Origin of the sequence: Flavobacterium oncorhynchi, assembly GCF_002217355.1 — a bacterium.
Classification (GTDB): Bacteria; Bacteroidota; Bacteroidia; order Flavobacteriales; family Flavobacteriaceae; genus Flavobacterium; species Flavobacterium oncorhynchi.
Map to the genome: position 1 here is coordinate 133458 of NZ_MUHA01000001.1, position 16067 is coordinate 149524.

General features: G+C 33.7%; 17 protein-coding genes. 9 read left to right on the forward strand and 8 right to left on the reverse strand.

Annotated features, from left to right (window positions below):
• The first annotated feature begins 90 nt into the window (after positions 1-90).
• Entirely contained in the window at positions 91-411 is a 321-nt protein-coding gene (locus B0A75_RS00610; protein ID WP_089052354.1) for a YbaB/EbfC family nucleoid-associated protein, read from the forward strand.
• 176 nt (positions 412-587) lie between these two features.
• Here the strand turns inward: B0A75_RS00610 and B0A75_RS00615 are convergent, their stop codons facing one another.
• The gene (locus B0A75_RS00615; protein WP_089052355.1) at positions 588-1607 is read right to left on the reverse strand and encodes a threonine aldolase family protein; all 1020 of its coding nucleotides are present in this window, start codon (positions 1605-1607) and stop codon (positions 588-590) included.
• A 383-nt stretch (positions 1608-1990) separates the two neighbouring features.
• Between B0A75_RS00615 and prfB the strand changes: the two genes are divergently transcribed.
• The 8 genes from prfB to hemN all read left to right on the forward strand — a co-directional run bounded on the left by prfB (position 1991) and on the right by hemN (position 9824).
• A protein-coding gene (gene prfB, locus B0A75_RS00620; protein WP_123872295.1) for a peptide chain release factor 2 occupies positions 1991-3089 on the forward strand; the annotation gives its coding sequence in 2 pieces (ribosomal slippage) (positions 1991-2053 and positions 2055-3089; 1098 coding nt in all).
• Between the two features lie 69 nt (positions 3090-3158).
• The gene (msrB, locus tag B0A75_RS00625; RefSeq protein ID WP_089052357.1) at positions 3159-3605 is read left to right on the forward strand and encodes a peptide-methionine (R)-S-oxide reductase MsrB; all 447 of its coding nucleotides are present in this window, start codon (positions 3159-3161) and stop codon (positions 3603-3605) included.
• Positions 3606-3950: 345 nt separating this feature from the next.
• Positions 3951-4949: a UDP-3-O-(3-hydroxymyristoyl)glucosamine N-acyltransferase gene (lpxD, locus tag B0A75_RS00630; RefSeq protein ID WP_089052358.1), complete on the forward strand. Its 999-nt coding sequence runs from the start codon at positions 3951-3953 to the stop codon at positions 4947-4949.
• Between the two features lie 167 nt (positions 4950-5116).
• Complete coding sequence (locus B0A75_RS00635) at positions 5117-6745, forward strand: acyl-CoA carboxylase subunit beta (RefSeq protein ID WP_089052359.1); 1629 nt, start codon at positions 5117-5119, stop codon at positions 6743-6745.
• A 120-nt stretch (positions 6746-6865) separates the two neighbouring features.
• Complete coding sequence (locus tag B0A75_RS00640) at positions 6866-7288, forward strand: DoxX family protein (protein ID WP_089052360.1); 423 nt, start codon at positions 6866-6868, stop codon at positions 7286-7288.
• Positions 7289-7407: 119 nt separating this feature from the next.
• Positions 7408-7755, forward strand: a complete 348-nt coding sequence (locus B0A75_RS00645; protein ID WP_089052361.1) for a hypothetical protein — start codon at positions 7408-7410, stop codon at positions 7753-7755.
• A gap of 107 nt (positions 7756-7862) precedes the next feature.
• On the forward strand, positions 7863-8333 hold the full coding sequence (locus tag B0A75_RS00650; protein WP_089052362.1) for a hypothetical protein: 471 nt from the start codon (positions 7863-7865) through the stop codon (positions 8331-8333).
• Positions 8334-8459: 126 nt separating this feature from the next.
• Complete coding sequence (hemN, locus tag B0A75_RS00655) at positions 8460-9824, forward strand: oxygen-independent coproporphyrinogen III oxidase (protein WP_089052363.1); 1365 nt, start codon at positions 8460-8462, stop codon at positions 9822-9824.
• Between the two features lie 39 nt (positions 9825-9863).
• On the opposite strand, the gene B0A75_RS00660 is transcribed toward hemN, so the two are convergent.
• The 7 genes from B0A75_RS00660 to ccoS are packed head-to-tail and all read right to left on the reverse strand — an operon-like array spanning position 9864 to position 15984.
• Positions 9864-10565, reverse strand: coding sequence for a sulfite exporter TauE/SafE family protein (locus B0A75_RS00660; RefSeq protein WP_089052364.1), 702 nt, complete (start codon positions 10563-10565; stop codon positions 9864-9866).
• Between the two features lie 7 nt (positions 10566-10572).
• Entirely contained in the window at positions 10573-11022 is a 450-nt protein-coding gene (locus tag B0A75_RS00665) for a FixH family protein (RefSeq protein WP_089052365.1), read from the reverse strand.
• 15 nt (positions 11023-11037) lie between these two features.
• The gene (ccoG, locus tag B0A75_RS00670) at positions 11038-12456 is read right to left on the reverse strand and encodes a cytochrome c oxidase accessory protein CcoG (protein WP_089052366.1); all 1419 of its coding nucleotides are present in this window, start codon (positions 12454-12456) and stop codon (positions 11038-11040) included.
• An 11-nt stretch (positions 12457-12467) separates the two neighbouring features.
• A complete protein-coding gene (locus tag B0A75_RS00675; protein ID WP_089052367.1) occupies positions 12468-13406 on the reverse strand; it encodes a cbb3-type cytochrome c oxidase N-terminal domain-containing protein in 939 nt (312 codons plus the stop codon).
• Between the two features lies 1 nt (position 13407).
• Positions 13408-13596 (reverse strand): CcoQ/FixQ family Cbb3-type cytochrome c oxidase assembly chaperone, encoded by a 189-nt coding sequence (locus B0A75_RS00680; protein WP_089052368.1) that lies wholly within the window; start codon positions 13594-13596, stop codon positions 13408-13410.
• Positions 13597-13603: 7 nt separating this feature from the next.
• A complete protein-coding gene (gene ccoN, locus B0A75_RS00685; RefSeq protein WP_089052369.1) occupies positions 13604-15790 on the reverse strand; it encodes a cytochrome-c oxidase, cbb3-type subunit I in 2187 nt (728 codons plus the stop codon).
• Positions 15791-15792: 2 nt separating this feature from the next.
• Positions 15793-15984 carry a cbb3-type cytochrome oxidase assembly protein CcoS gene (gene ccoS, locus B0A75_RS00690; RefSeq protein ID WP_089052370.1) on the reverse strand — a complete coding sequence of 64 codons (192 nt, stop codon included), beginning with the start codon at positions 15982-15984 and terminating at the stop codon, positions 15793-15795.
• Between the last annotated feature and the right edge of the window lie 83 nt (positions 15985-16067).

Here is a 16067-nt window from a genome sequence, read left to right on the forward strand (position 1 = left end):
AACGGGAATTAATTTTTTCATAAAATATTCTATTGTAATCATAAAGCAATATACTAATTTTGTATGAAATAATTTAAAAATCAACAAAAAATGGATTTAATGGGAATGATGGGAAAACTTAAAGAAACCCAGCAAAAAATTGAAGATACAAAGAAACGCCTAGATACTGTTTTAATTGACGAACAAAGCGCTGACGGATTATTAAAAGTAACATTAACTGCCAATAGAAAAATAAAAACAATCTCTATAGATGATTCTCTATTAGAAGACAAAGAACAACTTGAAGATTACTTAATTGTAACTTTAAATAAGGCAATTGAAAAAGCAACAAGCGTAAACGAAAGAGAATTGGACGCTGTTGCAAAAATGGATATGCCAATGATTCCAGGAATGGATAATTTGTTTAAATAGTTTTTTTTTAAGATTCAAAGTGGCAAAGGTTCAGAGGAACAGAGGTTTTCTTTGCTTAATGTATAAAAACTTCAATTCTTTAAACAAAAAAAAAGACGCGTTGCGTCTTTTTTTTGTTTAACGTTATTCTCTATGCCTTTGTCACTTTGAGCCTTTGCCACTTTGAACCTTTAAAATTAAATCTTCGAAAGCATTTCCACTACATAGCTATGCATAACCTCCTTATAATCTAAATGCGTTACAATTCGGAGTTTATTATGTCCAAGCGAGCTTATTATAATATTTTTCTGTTTTAATTTTTCTATTAAAAGCTGATCGCTGTATCCTTCTGCTAAAGAAAAAATCAAAATATTAGTTTCTACTGGTTCTACTGAGGCAACCCATGATTTTGTACTCAAAATAGCTCCAATTTCTTTTGCTCTTCTATGATCTTCTGCCAGACGTTCAATATTATTTGCCAAAGCATATAATCCTGCAGCTGCCAAATAACCAACTTGACGCATCCCTCCGCCTAATATCTTTCTGATTCTCAACGCTCTATGAATATCAGCTTTACTTCCAAGCAAAACAGAACCAATTGGAGCTCCTAATCCTTTTGATAAACAAACCGATATAGTGTCGAAAATCGCCCCAAATTCCTTCGGATTTTGTCTTTTTGCTACTAATGCATTCCAAATTCTAGCTCCATCTAAATGGAATTTTAAATTATTTGCATCACAGACTTTTTTTATTTCTCTTAGATCTTCTAATTCATAACAAGCACCACCGCCTTTGTTAGTCGTATTTTCTACACAAACCAAGCTTGTTAAAGGACTGTGATAAAATTCAGGATCATTTATAGCTGCCGCAACCTGTTTTGCATTTATCATACCGCGATGACCGTCTAATAAACAGCAGGAAACACCGCTGTTAAAAGAAACTCCTCCTCCTTCATAATGATAAACGTGTGCATATTTATCAGCAATTAATTGCTCACCCGGCTGCGTATGCAGTTTTATAGCTGTTTGGTTTGCCATAGTTCCTGACGGAAAAAAAAGTCCAGCTTCCATACCAAAAAACTCAGCTACTCTTGTTTCTAATTCTATAACCGTAGGATCTTGTTTGTATACATCATCGCCAACATGAGCGTTAAACATATACTGCAGCATCTCCTGTGTAGGTTTAGTTATGGTATCGCTAATTAAATTTATTTCCATATAAAACTATATCTTTTTTTTGGACAGCAAAATTACATATTACTGTTAGTTTTTGATCGCAAGTTTTAATAAATTTTAACTTGCCACATAACTATAGAACCAAATTAACGTAATATTTATAAAAAACATATAAATCATGTCTTAATAATTCAAAAAATAAGTTGTTATTTTTAAAACTTTTTCAACTAAACCAAAATATATCTTCCAAATTAGTATTAATCAATCTTTTTTAGACAAATAGTATTTCCTTTATATTATCCCTAATGATTTAGTGTAAATTCTAAAAACTATATCTTATTTTTGTACAACGAAATTACGTTGTATTTTTTTTCTATAGAAACGTAGTAACGGCAAAAAACAAATAAAAAAACACTTATTAATTTATGACAACAGCCGAACAAGTAAAAGGTATTGTGGAGCGCCTTGGTGCGTTGAGGAGGTATCTTTGACGTTGATGCCAAGCTAATCGAAATTGCAAACGAAGAAGAAAAAACTTTCGCTCCTGATTTTTGGAACAACCCTAAAGAAGCAGAAAGTATTGTAAAAAATCTTCGAAACAAGAAAAAATGGATTGAAGATTATGATAAAGCTGTTTCACTTACAGAAGAATTGCAGCTGGCGTATGATTTTTATAAAGAAGGAGAACTTTCTGCAGATGAACTTGACGAACAATACAACGTTACACAATCTCATATAGAAAACATCGAATTCAAAAACATGCTTTCTGATGAAGGCGACAGTTTAAGTGCTGTTCTTCAAATCACTGCTGGAGCTGGCGGAACTGAAAGCTGTGATTGGGCAGGAATGCTAATGCGTATGTACATGATGTGGGGAGAAAGTTATGGCTATAAAATAAAAGAGTTGAACTTTCAAGCCGGTGATGTTGCTGGAATCAAAACAGTTACTTTAGAATTTGAAGGGGATTATTCATTTGGGTATTTAAAAGGAGAAAACGGTGTACATCGTTTAGTTAGAATTTCACCTTTTGACAGTAATGCAAAACGCCATACCTCATTTGCTTCTGTGTATGTTTATCCGCTGGTTGATGACAGTATCGAAATTGACATTAATCCTGCTGATATCGAAATTACTACTTCTCGTTCAAGTGGAGCTGGAGGACAAAACGTAAATAAGGTAGAAACAAAAGTTCAATTGGTACACAAACCAACCGGAATCCAAATTCAGTGTTCTGAAACAAGATCTCAGCAAGATAACAGACAACGTGCAATGCAAATGCTTCGTTCTCAGTTGTACGAAATTGAATTAAAAAAACAACAAGCACAACGTGCCGATATTGAAGCTGGAAAAATGAAAATCGAATGGGGTTCGCAAATACGCAATTATGTAATGCAGCCTTATAAATTAGTAAAAGATGTTCGTACTGGTTATGAAACAAGCGACGTAGATGGCGTAATGAACGGAAATATTGACCCGTTCTTGAAAGCATTTTTAATGATGATGGGACAGAAAGAAGAGGAATAATCAAAAGTGGTCATTACTCAGTCTTTAGTAGTTAGTTTTAGTTTACAGTAAACTTTAAAGAAAAAAATTATGATAAAATGGGCAGATGTAATTCATTTTACAAATAAAGGAAATCCAGCTCCTGAAAAAAGAGTTGAAAAAACTGAAGATGAATGGAAACAGCTTTTAACTCCCGAAGAGTTTCAAGTAACACGCTTAAAAGGAACTGAGAGATCTTTTAGTTCTGAGCTTTGCAGTTTATTTGATCCTGGAATTTATGAATGTAAATGCTGTGGCACTTTACTTTTTGATGCTTCAGAAAAATTCGAATCAGGAACAGGCTGGCCCTCTTTTACACAGCCAATAAAAGAAAATGCAATTGCTTATCATGCTGATAAATCATACGGAATGATTCGCGTTGAGGTTGTCTGCAATGTATGTGACGCACATTTAGGACATGTTTTTCCAGACGGACCACAACCAAGCGGCTTGAGATATTGCATTAATGCAATTTCACTCTCTAAAATTAAAGACTAATAAAAAGCGATTCCTTAACTCAAAAAAGGAATCGCTTTTTTTTTGCACAAATATTAAAACATTAATTAACATTAAAAATGTAAGTCACTACCTATCAACAAAATGATTCTCTTCTATCTCCGTATTTTTTTTCAATATTTAACTGCTTAAACATCGATAATACAAGAAAAGGCAGTACGTAAAATTAGAATACATTCATTAAATTAATAGGTAAAATGTTAATTTTGTAATATTTAAACTATTATTATAAACTTTTATCAAAAAACTTGAAAATTTTATTAGGTAATTAAAATCTATTTCATTTTATTTGGCAAAAAATAAACCCTTAGTCAATTAAACTTATCAATGAAATCCTATTCTATTCAAGAAATTAACGAAGTAATTAATGGTGTAATCTATGGCACAACTTCACAAAGCGTAACCGCAACCGAGCAATTAGAAAAAGCCACCACTTCTGAAATTTCGTTTATAGGAAACAAAAAATATGAAAAATATTGGTCAGCATCAAATGCTTCAATTGCAGTTGTTAATGAAGATATTTCGATCGAACCAGGAGAAAATCGTGCTTTTATTAAAGTAAAAAACGCAGATTTAGCAATGTCACAAATTCTAAATCTTTTTGCCCCTCCTACTCCAATATTTCGCACAAACATTCACAAAACTGCAACTGTAGATGAGACTGCAATAATTGGCGAAGGCGCTAAGATTGGAGCAGGATGTTATATTGGTCCAAAAGTTGAAATTGGAGCAAATGCAACTTTATATCCAAATGTGACAATTTTAGACGAATGCACTATCGGAAAAAACACTGTTATTTGGTCAGGGTCAGTAGTTCGCGAGCGCTGCCACATTGGTAACGATTGTATTATTCACCCAAATGCTACAATTGGAGCCGACGGTTTCGGGTTTCGCCCATGTTCTGAAAAAGGTTTAGTCAAAATTCCACAAATTGGAAACGTAATAATAGGAAACGGCGTTGAAATTGGAGCAAACTCTTGTGTTGACCGCGGGAAATTCAGCTCGACAATTTTAGGCGACGGCTGTAAAATTGATAATTTAGTTCAAATTGGACATAACAGTAAATTAGGAAAATTTTGTATTATGGCTGGAAACAGCGGTTTGGCCGGATCAGTAACTTTAGGAAACGGAGTTATTATTGGCGGAAGCGCTTCTATAAAAGATCACACGACAATTGGAGACGGTGCTGTTATTGGTGCTGGTTCTGGTGTTATAGGCGATGTTTCAGCAGGAAAAACAATGTTGGGTTATCCAGCTGTTGAAGCACGTGATGCTTTAAAACAATGGGCAACATTAAAAAGAATAGCTTGCAATCCGAAAAAATAATACAATTTATATAGCTATAAAAAAAGCAGAAGCGGTTGGCTTCTGCTTTTTTATTTAAGAAAATAAAATCCTCTAAAATTAAAGTTAAGGCAAATTCGAAATACTCTATTTATTTCAATTGATTTTGTAAATTAGCCAACACTATTTTACAAAATCAATACTATATCATGGATTTAAACTTCAATAAAAACGAAGATCATAATAAATTACTCCTTTCTGAATTAAAACAAAAATTTGCCAAAGTAAAATTGGGCGGCGGTGAAAAACGCATTGAGAAATTACATGCCGAAGGAAAAATGACGGCTCGTGAACGAATAGCTTATTTATTGGATGAAAATTCAAATAGTATTGAAGTTGGCGGTTTTGCAGGCGAAGGAATGTACAAAGAACATGGCGGATGTCCTTCTGCCGGCGTGGTTGTTAAAATTGGCTATGTAAAAGGCAAACAATGTATTGTTGTTGCAAATGATGCTACTGTAAAAGCAGGAGCATGGTTTCCTATAACTGCCAAAAAAAATCTGCGAGCGCAGGAAATTGCGATTGAAAACAAACTTCCCATCATTTATTTAGTTGACAGTGCAGGTGTTTATCTGCCGCTTCAAGATGAAATTTTTCCAGACAAAGAACATTTTGGGCGAATTTTTAGAAATAACGCTCAAATGAGCAGTATGGGCATTACGCAAATTGCCGCTGTAATGGGCAGTTGTGTTGCCGGCGGGGCTTATCTTCCAATTATGAGTGACGAAGCCTTAATTGTAGATAAAACGGGCAGTATTTTCCTTGCTGGAAGTTATTTAGTAAAAGCAGCTATTGGCGAAACAATAGATAATGAAACTTTGGGCGGAGCAACAACGCATTGCGAGATTTCGGGTGTGACTGATTATAAGGCTAAAGATGATAAAGATGCTCTAGACAAAATTAAAAATATAGTCGATAAAATTGGTGATTTTGATAAAGCAGGTTATAGTCGAATCAAAGCCGAAAAACCAGCATTAGAACCAAATGATATCTACGGAATTTTGCCAAAAGCCCGAAATGAGCAGTACGATATGATGGAAATAATCAATCGTCTCGTTGATAATTCAGAATTTGAAGCTTATAAAGATGGTTACGGTCAATCATTAATTACTGGATACGCCAGAATTGACGGCTGGGCTGTAGGGATTGTTGCTAATCAACGAAAAGTAGTTAAGACAAAAAAAGGCGAAATGCAGTTTGGCGGTGTTATCTATTCTGACAGTGCTGACAAAGCAACCCGATTTATAGCCAATTGCAATCAAAAGAAAATTCCTTTGGTATTTCTGCAAGATGTTACTGGTTTTATGGTGGGATCAAAATCTGAACATGGCGGAATTATTAAAGACGGTGCCAAAATGGTCAATGCCGTAAGTAATTCGGTCGTACCTAAGTTCACTGTAATTGTAGGAAACTCTTATGGAGCAGGAAACTATGCCATGTGCGGTAAAGCTTATGACCCAAGATTAATTTTTGCATGGCCAAGTGCAGAGCTGGCGGTTATGGGTGGTACTCAAGCAGCAAAAGTTTTAGCACAAATTGAAGCTTCTTCACTTAAAGCAAAAGGAGAAATTATTGACGAAGAAAAAGAAACTGAACTTTTTAATAAAATAAAAGCACGTTACGACGAACAAACTTCGCCTTATTATGCTGCGTCTAGATTATGGACAGACGCCATAATTGATCCGTTGGACACTCGTAAATGGATTTCAATGGGAATTGAAGCGGCAAACCACGCTCCTATTCAAAAGCCATTTAACTTAGGAGTTATTCAAGTTTAAATTACATACTACTTTTCAAACGTGTTAAAATAATATCAAAAAACTTATTTCCAGATACTTAAATTAAATATATCACTAAAAATTAGTAACTTAGTATATAATTTTTAATCTCGTTGTATCATGGAAAATGTAAAAAGCTTGAATAAGTGGGCAAACTCGCACACTTATTTACCAGTAGATTTAGTACGTGTAATATTGGGGGTTTTCTTATTTATGAAAGGGGTTTCTTTTGTAACGAACGTTCAATATCTGCATGATTTGATTTCTCCAATAGATCGATTCGGAGGCGGAATGTTTCTTTTACATTATATCGCCCCCGCTCATATGATTGGAGGTATAATGATCTTTTTTGGGCTGCTTACCCGCTGGGCAATCGCCGCTCAATTACCAATACTATTTGGAGCAGTTCTTATCAATTTCATGGGACACATGCATTCTGAAAGCTTAGCTTTAGCAATCGTTGTATTGTTACTTTGCATATTTTTCTTGTTTTATGGCGGTGGAAAACACTCTGCTGACTATTATTTTAAAATGCAACAATAATGTTTTATTATCCTCAATTTAATAAAAATAAATTGAGGATAATTTAATAAACCTTTTTTTAAGAAGTAATTAGCATTCTAAATTTCTTTTATTGTATTTTATGAACTAATTTCGCCCGCATGAATTGGATTCGTAAAATTGTATTTTTTATATCACTCTTGATTATTGGACTTTTTGCTGCTCAAGCAGAAAGCGCTGTGGTGCAAAAAATCGAAACTCAAAAAACGGATACCAATTTCGGTAAAGAAACACCAGATTCGTCTGCATTTATTCAACCTCAGGCAGGTTATCAATTGGCCGCGAATATTAAACACACCAATTCTGGTGTAATAAAGTGGTTTGATTCTTTATTACTGGCTATTCCACACTATAGAATTGAAAAGCCAGCTTCAAACTTTGTCAATCAATTTTCTACTCAGAGCAAGAAAATCTTAATAATGCTCTACCCTTTCCACTTTTTTTGGTAGTATACTTATGAAACTTTAAGGAAGATTTTTTTCTTCTCGCACTCGTAAACCGTTTTCGTTCAGGAAAACCGTTTATAATTTCATGTATTTATCAAATTTTAAAAGAAATGGACACAAGTATTACAATAATAGGCATTGTGATTGCGATCATAGTTGCCGTACCAGTATATTTTTCTGCACGATCAAGCGCAGCGAACAAATCAAAAATTTTAGACATAAAAAAGAAGTTCAATCCAACTCATCCCGAAGATTTTGATTTAACGGAATCACAAAACAACAAAACACTTACAATAGATCAAAAAAACCGAAAGTTTATTTTAATGAACTTCAATCCTAACCAACAGGAATCGATTTTTGTTGACTTAAAAAGTGTATCATCATGCAAGTTAGTTTTAACCACTGAAGGCAATTCAGAAACCATTGTTAAAATTGATTTTGAATTTCAGGATAAAGAAACTTCTAAAAAAATTACAATTCCATTCTATGATTTTGACGATGACCGCATTAAACAGATAAGCGTATACCAAGATCATATGTTTGCAAAAAAATGGCTTAAAATCATTCAGGATTCTATTTAATGTTAGTTATTTAATTCAGTAAAGGGAGGCTCATTATGAGTCTCCTTTTTTTTGATCGATACATGACATTTGTCATTTTACATCTACTTATCAATAACTAACTTTGGGGGAAAATAAATTTGTCTTATGAAAATTTCACTAACCCAGAAGTACAATGTACCAGGCCCTAGATATACAAGTTACCCAACTGTTCCTTATTGGAACGAGTCTGCCTTTACTGTAGAACAATGGAAGTCTTCTTTTCAAAAATCCTTCTCAGAAAGTAATTCACAAAACGGAATAAGTTTGTACCTGCATCTGCCATTCTGCGAAAGCATGTGTACCTTTTGCGGCTGTAACAAAAGAATTACAAAAAATCATTCTGTTGAGGAGATATACATAAGTGCAATTTTAAAAGAATGGAGATTATACTGTGAGTTGCTTCCTGAAAAACCTTTCATTAAAGAAATTCATCTAGGCGGCGGTACTCCAACCTTTTTTTCTACCGAAAATTTAGAACATTTAATTAATGGTATTTTTAAATTAGCCGACAAAGCTGATAATTATGAATTTAGCTTTGAAGGACATCCTAATAATACTACCTACGAGCAATTAAAAAAACTATATGATTTAGGCTTCCGCCGAGTTAGTTTTGGTGTTCAGGATTATGCCGAAAAAGTACAAAAAGCAATACATCGTATACAACCTTTTCATAATGTAGCAAAAGTTACTTTTTGGGCAAAAGAAATTGGCTATAAATCTATCGGACACGATATTATCTTTGGTCTGCCTTTTCAAACTGTTGAAGACGTTATTGATACGGTTGAAAAAACAAATTCATTAAAACCAGACCGTTTGGCGTTTTACAGCTATGCTCATGTGCCTTGGATAAAAGGAAACGGACAACGTGGCTTTAATGAAGAAAACCTGCCTAAAGACGCTGAGAAAAGACAATTATATGAAACTGGAAAACAATTGCTTTCTGCCAACGGTTATCATGAAATTGGTATGGATCACTTTGCTTTGTCTTCTGACAGTTTATTTCACGCCGCGCATAATAAAAAAATGCATCGAAACTTTATGGGATACAGTGCATCTAAAACGCAGCTTATGATAGGCTTAGGAGTTTCATCTATCAGTGACAGCTGGTATAGTTTTGCTCAAAACACGAAAAGTCTTGAAGAATATTACCGAATTTTAAGGGAAGATCAACTGCCAATAGTAAAAGGACATATTTTAAATGATGAAGATTTAATTATTAGAAAACACATCTTAAACCTTACTTGCGATCTTGAAACTTCATGGAGTAACGAATCACTTTACTTTAAAGAATTACCGGCAGTATTATTAGATCTTGAAGAAATTGAGAAAGACAAATTAATTGTAATTGAAGAAAATAAACTAAAAATTACTGAAGCTGGAAGACCATTTGTTCGTAATATCTGTATGGCTTTTGATTTACATTTAAAAAGAAAATCTCCTGAGACTAATTTATTCTCAATGACGGTTTAAAAAATATCAAACTTAAGGGAAATTTGATAGAAGAAAGTTTTAATGACAATTTGGAGTTGCCTGAACAAACAAATTCATATTTGAAGGAGATAAATAAGGAATTCCTAACCCTAAACCTCTCAAAATAAACAATGCTCCAATTATTACTGCAACATAAGGAATTGCTTTTTGAATTTTGTTTCTAAAAGGTAATTTTAGTAATGAGTTAATATAAACTACAACTGTCATTAAAGGAATAGTTCCTAATCCATACAGCAGCATATACAACACACCTAGTCCTGCGCTCTGCATGGCAATTGCACCAAACAAGGCAACATAAACCATTCCGCATGGTAAAAAGCCATTTAATAAACCAATAGTAAAAAGAGACTTGTAACTTTTCTTTTTAAACTGGCTTCCCAGGCTCGATTTTATATTTGAAATAATTTTATATACTGGTTTCGAAAAATTGTATTTAGCAAATACTTTTTCTGGAATTAGAACGATTAAGATCATTGCAACACCAATAAAAATTGACATATTTTGCTGCATTCCGGCAAGAAAAAAACCTCTCCCTAACAGTCCAAAAACCAATCCGATTGTGGCGTAAGCAGATAATCGTCCTAAATGATAAGTAATAATCTGCGCTGCCTTCTTAGTTTCATTGTTATGATCTACTGGAAGCATCATCGCTATTGGTCCGCACATTCCAACACAATGCAGACTGCTTATAAGGCCAAATATTAGAGCAGAAAATAACATTTTATGATTAATTTACGTAGATAACTTCTTTTGTCAGGTATTTTTTCCCTTCGTACTGCCACTCCATATTAACATCCCAACGTCCTTTTATTAATTTTTTCTGCGGAATCAACAATGAAGAATTTGTTAAAGCAATTTGAGTATCAAAATCAAATTTTTTATTTGAAGGTCTATATAATAAAACATTCCCTTTTACTTTACTACTTTCAAAGTTCGTAGGAAAGGTAACCTGTACACCATCTTGACTATATTTAATAGACGGCTTATACTGCAAATCATGTGCATTTTGAATTCTTGCCATTTCTTCTTGAAAATGAGTATCATGCTTGTAATACTCTTCTACAACCAAATCATTATCATATTTACTATTTGATTGTACTTCGAAAACAAAGTATAATATAAATGTCATAAACAATGCAAATGCAATGACAATTCCAGTTCCCCAATTAATTTTCATGATACTTGTCTTTATTTAGTTAAAACTTCTTGGTCCTAAGAAATTTGTATTCGTTGTTTCAAGTAATTCGGTACCATTATAGACACCAATTTTCACTTTGGTTTTGTCACTTTCTAACAATACTTCATTTATTTCAATAAATAAGGTTCCTTGCGAAATTCCTTCTTTTGGAACTTTAAAATGTTGTTTTCCTACGTTTCTAATTTCTCCTTTTTGATCGATTAACTCAAAATGAATATCATTGTAATCTTTCATTGTTTTGTTAACAATCTTGTAGGTATAAACATTGCTGATTTTATCTCCTTTATGTTGAAAAAGCTGTCCAGGTAAACGTAAAACAACTGCTTGAACATTTGTTCTTAAAAATAGCATTCCAACAAAAATACTCAATAAAATAAACAGTACAGCGGTATAACCTTTCATTCTTGCTGTGAACTTAAAAGGCTCTTTTTTAGCAATCTCATCTTCAGAAGCATAACGAATAAGTCCTTTAGGCAATCCTACACTTTCCATAATATGATCACACTCATCTATACAAGCAGTACAATTTGTGCATTCAAGCTGAGTTCCGTTTCTAATATCAATACCCATTGGGCATACATGAACGCATTGAAGACAATCAATACAATCACCTTTTCCTGTCAGTGCTCTGTCTTCTTTTTTATTGAATTTGGCTCTTCCATTTTCTTTTTCACCTCGTACGAAATCATACGCAACATTTATTGATTTATTATCTAATAAAACACCTTGTAATCGTCCGTAAGGACAGGCAATAATACAAACCTGTTCACGAAACCACACAAAAACGAAATAAAAAACTCCGGTAAAAATAAGAAGTGCTATAAAATTGCTTGCTTGTTTAACAGGTCCTTGTTCAACCATTAAAAATAAAGCATCGGAGCCAACTAAATACGCAAGAAATACATTTGCTATACCAAAAGAGATTAAAAAGAAAATAGTCCATTTAACAACTCTTTTTCTAATTTTTTCTGCATTCCACTCTTGCCTTGCTAAACGAGACTGTGCACCACGATCTCCGTCAATCCAATACTCGATTCGGCGAAATACCATTTCTAAAAAAATAGTTTGAGGACATATCCATCCACAAAAAATTCGTCCAAAAACTACTGTAAACAAAATAACAAATACAACACCGACAAGTATTGAAATAACGAAAAGGTAGAAATCCTGGGGCCAAAAGGGAAATCCGAAAATATTAAAACGACGTTCAAGTATGTTGAACATCATAAATTGGTTTCCGTTTACTTTGATAAACGGATTAACAATTAAAATAGTCAGTAAAATGTAACTGACTATTTTTCTGTAGTTATAAAATTTACCAGACGGTTTCTTAGGGAATATAAATTTCCTGTTACCGCCTTCATCTATAGTTCCAATGGTATCTCTAAAAGCTTCGTCTGGTAAATTTGACATGATATTCTAAATTATTTTTTAACTTCTGTGGTATCTTTTGGTGTATTTGCTGCAGTATCTGCTTGAGGAGCACCTTCTCCTGCCCAGACTTCGCCTTCAGCTTCTTTTGGGTCTTTTGGATTACTTCCCTGCAATGATAAAATGTAGCTGGCAACCTTTTGAATTTCTTTTGGTTTAAGAGTTCCTTTCCAAGCGATCATTCCTTTACCGTCACGACCTCCATTTGTAATGGTATGAAATATTTCTTTGATTCCTCCCCCTAAAATCCAATGATTATCTGTTAAGTTTGGACCAATCTGCCCTCCACCATCTGCTCTATGACAAGCTGCACAATTTGTTGTAAAGATCTCTTTTCCGGCATCTAAACTAGGTGCATCTGTAAGCAATACAACTGTTTTTTCATCCATCAAATCTGGAGCAGTTTTCATATATTCTTCGACATCAATTTTTGCCTGAGCCATTTCTTTTTTAAGCTCCATTTCTTGATCATCAGCTCCTAAAACATCATAACGAACTACATAAAGTACTCCAAAAATGATACAGATGTAGAATAAATAAACCCACCATGGCGGTAAATTATTATCAAGTTCTTTAATACCGTCATAATCGTGATCTAGTAATAAATCTGCTTCTTTAGACATTGGCACTGTCTTAGTAAGTTTATGCATTAAGTCTTTGTACCAAGTACTTTCCTTAAGACTCAAACTGCTTTCATACTCTGCTTTTGCTTTTTCTTCAGGAGACATTAATTGATACATGATACGATTTACTGCACTAAGCGTAATTTCGATTGCAATCAAAATAAATAGAAATACAAACAAAAAGACAGATACCATTGGGTATTTAATAAACGCTGGTTTATCGCCTGAATCTATAAAATACTCCATCAAAGCGAAAACGATGAAAAAAATCAACGGTACTCTAACATATACTGGGAAAAACTTTTTCATTTTATCTATCTTTTGAAATTAAATTATCTTCTAAAGGTATTTGGCTCATTTCTTGAATTTTATCTTTTTTATAAGAGAATACCCAAAAGCCTAATCCTACGAAAAAGAAAAAGAAAATCAAGAGAGAAAGAATCGGGTAAATTTCTATACCCGATATCGTTTCCATATTGTGTTTTATTTGTTCAAACATAATGCTGTTATTTAGAAGTTTCTTTTACTTTAATATCAGTACCAAGTCTTTGAATGTAAGCAATCAAAGCAACGATTTCTCTTTCATTCATCGGAATAAATTTTTCACCTTTAGCTTCTGCTTTTTTCCTGCTGTCTTCATAACTTTTTACAAAATCAGGATCGCTTTCTAAACTTTTTTCAATTTTAACCGCCTGTTCTCTTAAAGTTCTTTGTGCATTTGCAACTTCCTCTTCTGTGTATGGTACACCAAGCGAAATCATTGCTTTCATTTTCTTTTGAGTTAATGAAATATCCATTGGCTCATTATCAAACAACCACTTGTAACCTGGCATTATCGATCCAGCAGAAGTACTTTGCGGATTCCACATATGATTAAAGTGCCAGTTATCATTATACTTACCACCAACTCTTAATAAATCTGGACCTGTACGTTTTGATCCCCATAAGAACGGATGATCATAAACAAACTCTCCTGCTTTTGCTTGTACTCCATAACGCTCAACTTCACTTCTAAATGGTCGAACTGATTGTGAGTGACAACCTACACAACCTTCTCTGATATACAGATCACGTCCTTCAAGTTCTAATGGTGTATAAGGTTTTACACTTGAAATTGTTGGTATATTAGATTTTACCATAATGGTTGGTACAATTTGAATAATACCTCCAATTAAAATTGCTATTGTAGCCAAAATTGTTAATTGAATTGGTTTTCTTTCTAACCAAGAATGGAATTTTTCCCCATTAAGTCTTCCGCTGCTGATTTTTTGCAACGCTGGAGCTTGAGCCAATTCATCTTCAATTGTCTGACCAGCTTTTACAGTCATTATGATATTGTAAACCAAAGTCAACATACCAATTAGGTATAAACTTCCTCCAATTGCTCTCATCCAATACATTGGCATAATTGCAGTTACTGTTTCAAGGAAATTTCCATATGTTAATGTACCATCTGGATTAAATTGTTTCCACATTGAAGCTTGTTGAAAACCTGCTACATATAATGGAATTGTATATACTATAATACCTAATGTACCAATCCAGAAATGGAAATTTGCTAATTTCTTAGAGAATAAATCTGATTTTGTCATTCGAGGAATCAACCAATAAATGATACCAAAAGACATAAATCCGTTCCAAGCTAATGCACCAACGTGTACGTGAGCAACGATCCAGTCCGTATAATGCGCAATAGCATTTACATTTTTAAGAGATAACATCGGTCCTTCAAAAGTTGCCATACCATAACCTGTAATAGCTACTACAAAGAATTTTAAAACTGGTTCTTCACGAACTTTATCCCAAGCCCCTCTTAATGTTAACAATCCGTTGATCATACCTCCCCATGATGGAGCAATTAACATTACTGAGAATGCAACACCTAAATTTTGAGCCCAGTTAGGTAATGCTGAGTATAATAAGTGGTGAGGTCCAGCCCAGATGTAAATAAAGATTAAAGACCAAAAGTGAATAATCGACAATCTATAAGAGTATACTGGACGATTTGCTACTTTAGGCACGAAATAATACATTAATCCTAAAAATGGCGTTGTCAAGAAAAATGCAACTGCATTGTGACCGTACCACCATTGCACTAAGGCATCTTGTACACCAGCATAAACAGAATAACTTTTTAATGCTGAAACCGGAATTTCAATATTGTTAAAAATATGAAGAACTGCAACAGTTACAAACGTAGCCAAGTAAAACCAAATAGCTACATATAAGTGACGTTCCCTGCGTCGCAGCATTGTACCTATCATATTGATTCCCATTACTACCCAAATAAGCGCTATGGCAATATCTATAGGCCACTCAAGCTCAGCATATTCTTTTGAAGAAGTATAGCCTAATGGCAATGTAATTGCAGCGGCTACGATAATTAACTGCCAGCCCCAAAAATGTAAGTTACTTAAAAAGTCACTAAACATTCTGGCTTTAAGCAATCTCTGCATAGAATAATACATTCCGGCAAAAAAGGCATTTCCAACAAATGCAAAAATAACGGCATTGGTGTGTAATGGTCTTAAACGTCCATAACTAAGCCACGATATCCCATCTGTCAAATTGGGAAAAAGGTACATGACCGCTAAGGTCAGCCCCACTAACATACCCACTACTCCAAAAAGGATGGTGGCGTAAATGAATTTTTTTACAATTTTGTTGTCGTAATAAAACTGTTCCATTTCCATAATTATACTTGTTTTTCTTCTATTGGTGAATTATTATTTTGGGAAGTAATTTTGGTTTCGTCGTCAAAAAGAATTCTGACCGAAGGCGTATAATCGTCATCATACTGTCCTGATTTGACAGCTGCGATAAAAGCAATAAAGAAACATATTGCTACGAAAATACTCACTGAAATTAATAGATAAATAACACTCATACCGTAAATTTATGTTAACAAAATTAATAGGTTACCTGCGTGTAAAATATGATAATTATCATAATCAAAGAATAATGTTAAAT

Bases quoted from the DNA above. Each gene is read 5' to 3' on its own strand.
- B0A75_RS00610 (WP_089052354.1), top strand. From the start codon at position 91: ATGGATTTAATGGGAATGATGGGAAAACTTAAAGAAACCCAGCAAAAA.
- B0A75_RS00615 (WP_089052355.1), bottom strand. From the start codon at position 1,607: ATGGAAATAAATTTAATTAGCGATACCATAACTAAACCTACACAGGAG.
- msrB (WP_089052357.1), top strand. From the start codon at position 3,159: ATGATAAAATGGGCAGATGTAATTCATTTTACAAATAAAGGAAATCCA.
- lpxD (WP_089052358.1), top strand. From the start codon at position 3,951: ATGAAATCCTATTCTATTCAAGAAATTAACGAAGTAATTAATGGTGTA.
- B0A75_RS00635 (WP_089052359.1), top strand. From the start codon at position 5,117: ATGGATTTAAACTTCAATAAAAACGAAGATCATAATAAATTACTCCTT.
- B0A75_RS00640 (WP_089052360.1), top strand. From the start codon at position 6,866: ATGGAAAATGTAAAAAGCTTGAATAAGTGGGCAAACTCGCACACTTAT.
- B0A75_RS00645 (WP_089052361.1), top strand. From the start codon at position 7,408: ATGAATTGGATTCGTAAAATTGTATTTTTTATATCACTCTTGATTATT.
- B0A75_RS00650 (WP_089052362.1), top strand. From the start codon at position 7,863: ATGGACACAAGTATTACAATAATAGGCATTGTGATTGCGATCATAGTT.
- hemN (WP_089052363.1), top strand. From the start codon at position 8,460: ATGAAAATTTCACTAACCCAGAAGTACAATGTACCAGGCCCTAGATAT.
- B0A75_RS00660 (WP_089052364.1), bottom strand. From the start codon at position 10,565: ATGTTATTTTCTGCTCTAATATTTGGCCTTATAAGCAGTCTGCATTGT.
- B0A75_RS00665 (WP_089052365.1), bottom strand. From the start codon at position 11,022: ATGAAAATTAATTGGGGAACTGGAATTGTCATTGCATTTGCATTGTTT.
- ccoG (WP_089052366.1), bottom strand. From the start codon at position 12,456: ATGTCAAATTTACCAGACGAAGCTTTTAGAGATACCATTGGAACTATA.
- B0A75_RS00675 (WP_089052367.1), bottom strand. From the start codon at position 13,406: ATGAAAAAGTTTTTCCCAGTATATGTTAGAGTACCGTTGATTTTTTTC.
- B0A75_RS00680 (WP_089052368.1), bottom strand. From the start codon at position 13,596: ATGTTTGAACAAATAAAACACAATATGGAAACGATATCGGGTATAGAA.
- ccoN (WP_089052369.1), bottom strand. From the start codon at position 15,790: ATGGAAATGGAACAGTTTTATTACGACAACAAAATTGTAAAAAAATTC.
- ccoS (WP_089052370.1), bottom strand. From the start codon at position 15,984: ATGAGTGTTATTTATCTATTAATTTCAGTGAGTATTTTCGTAGCAATA.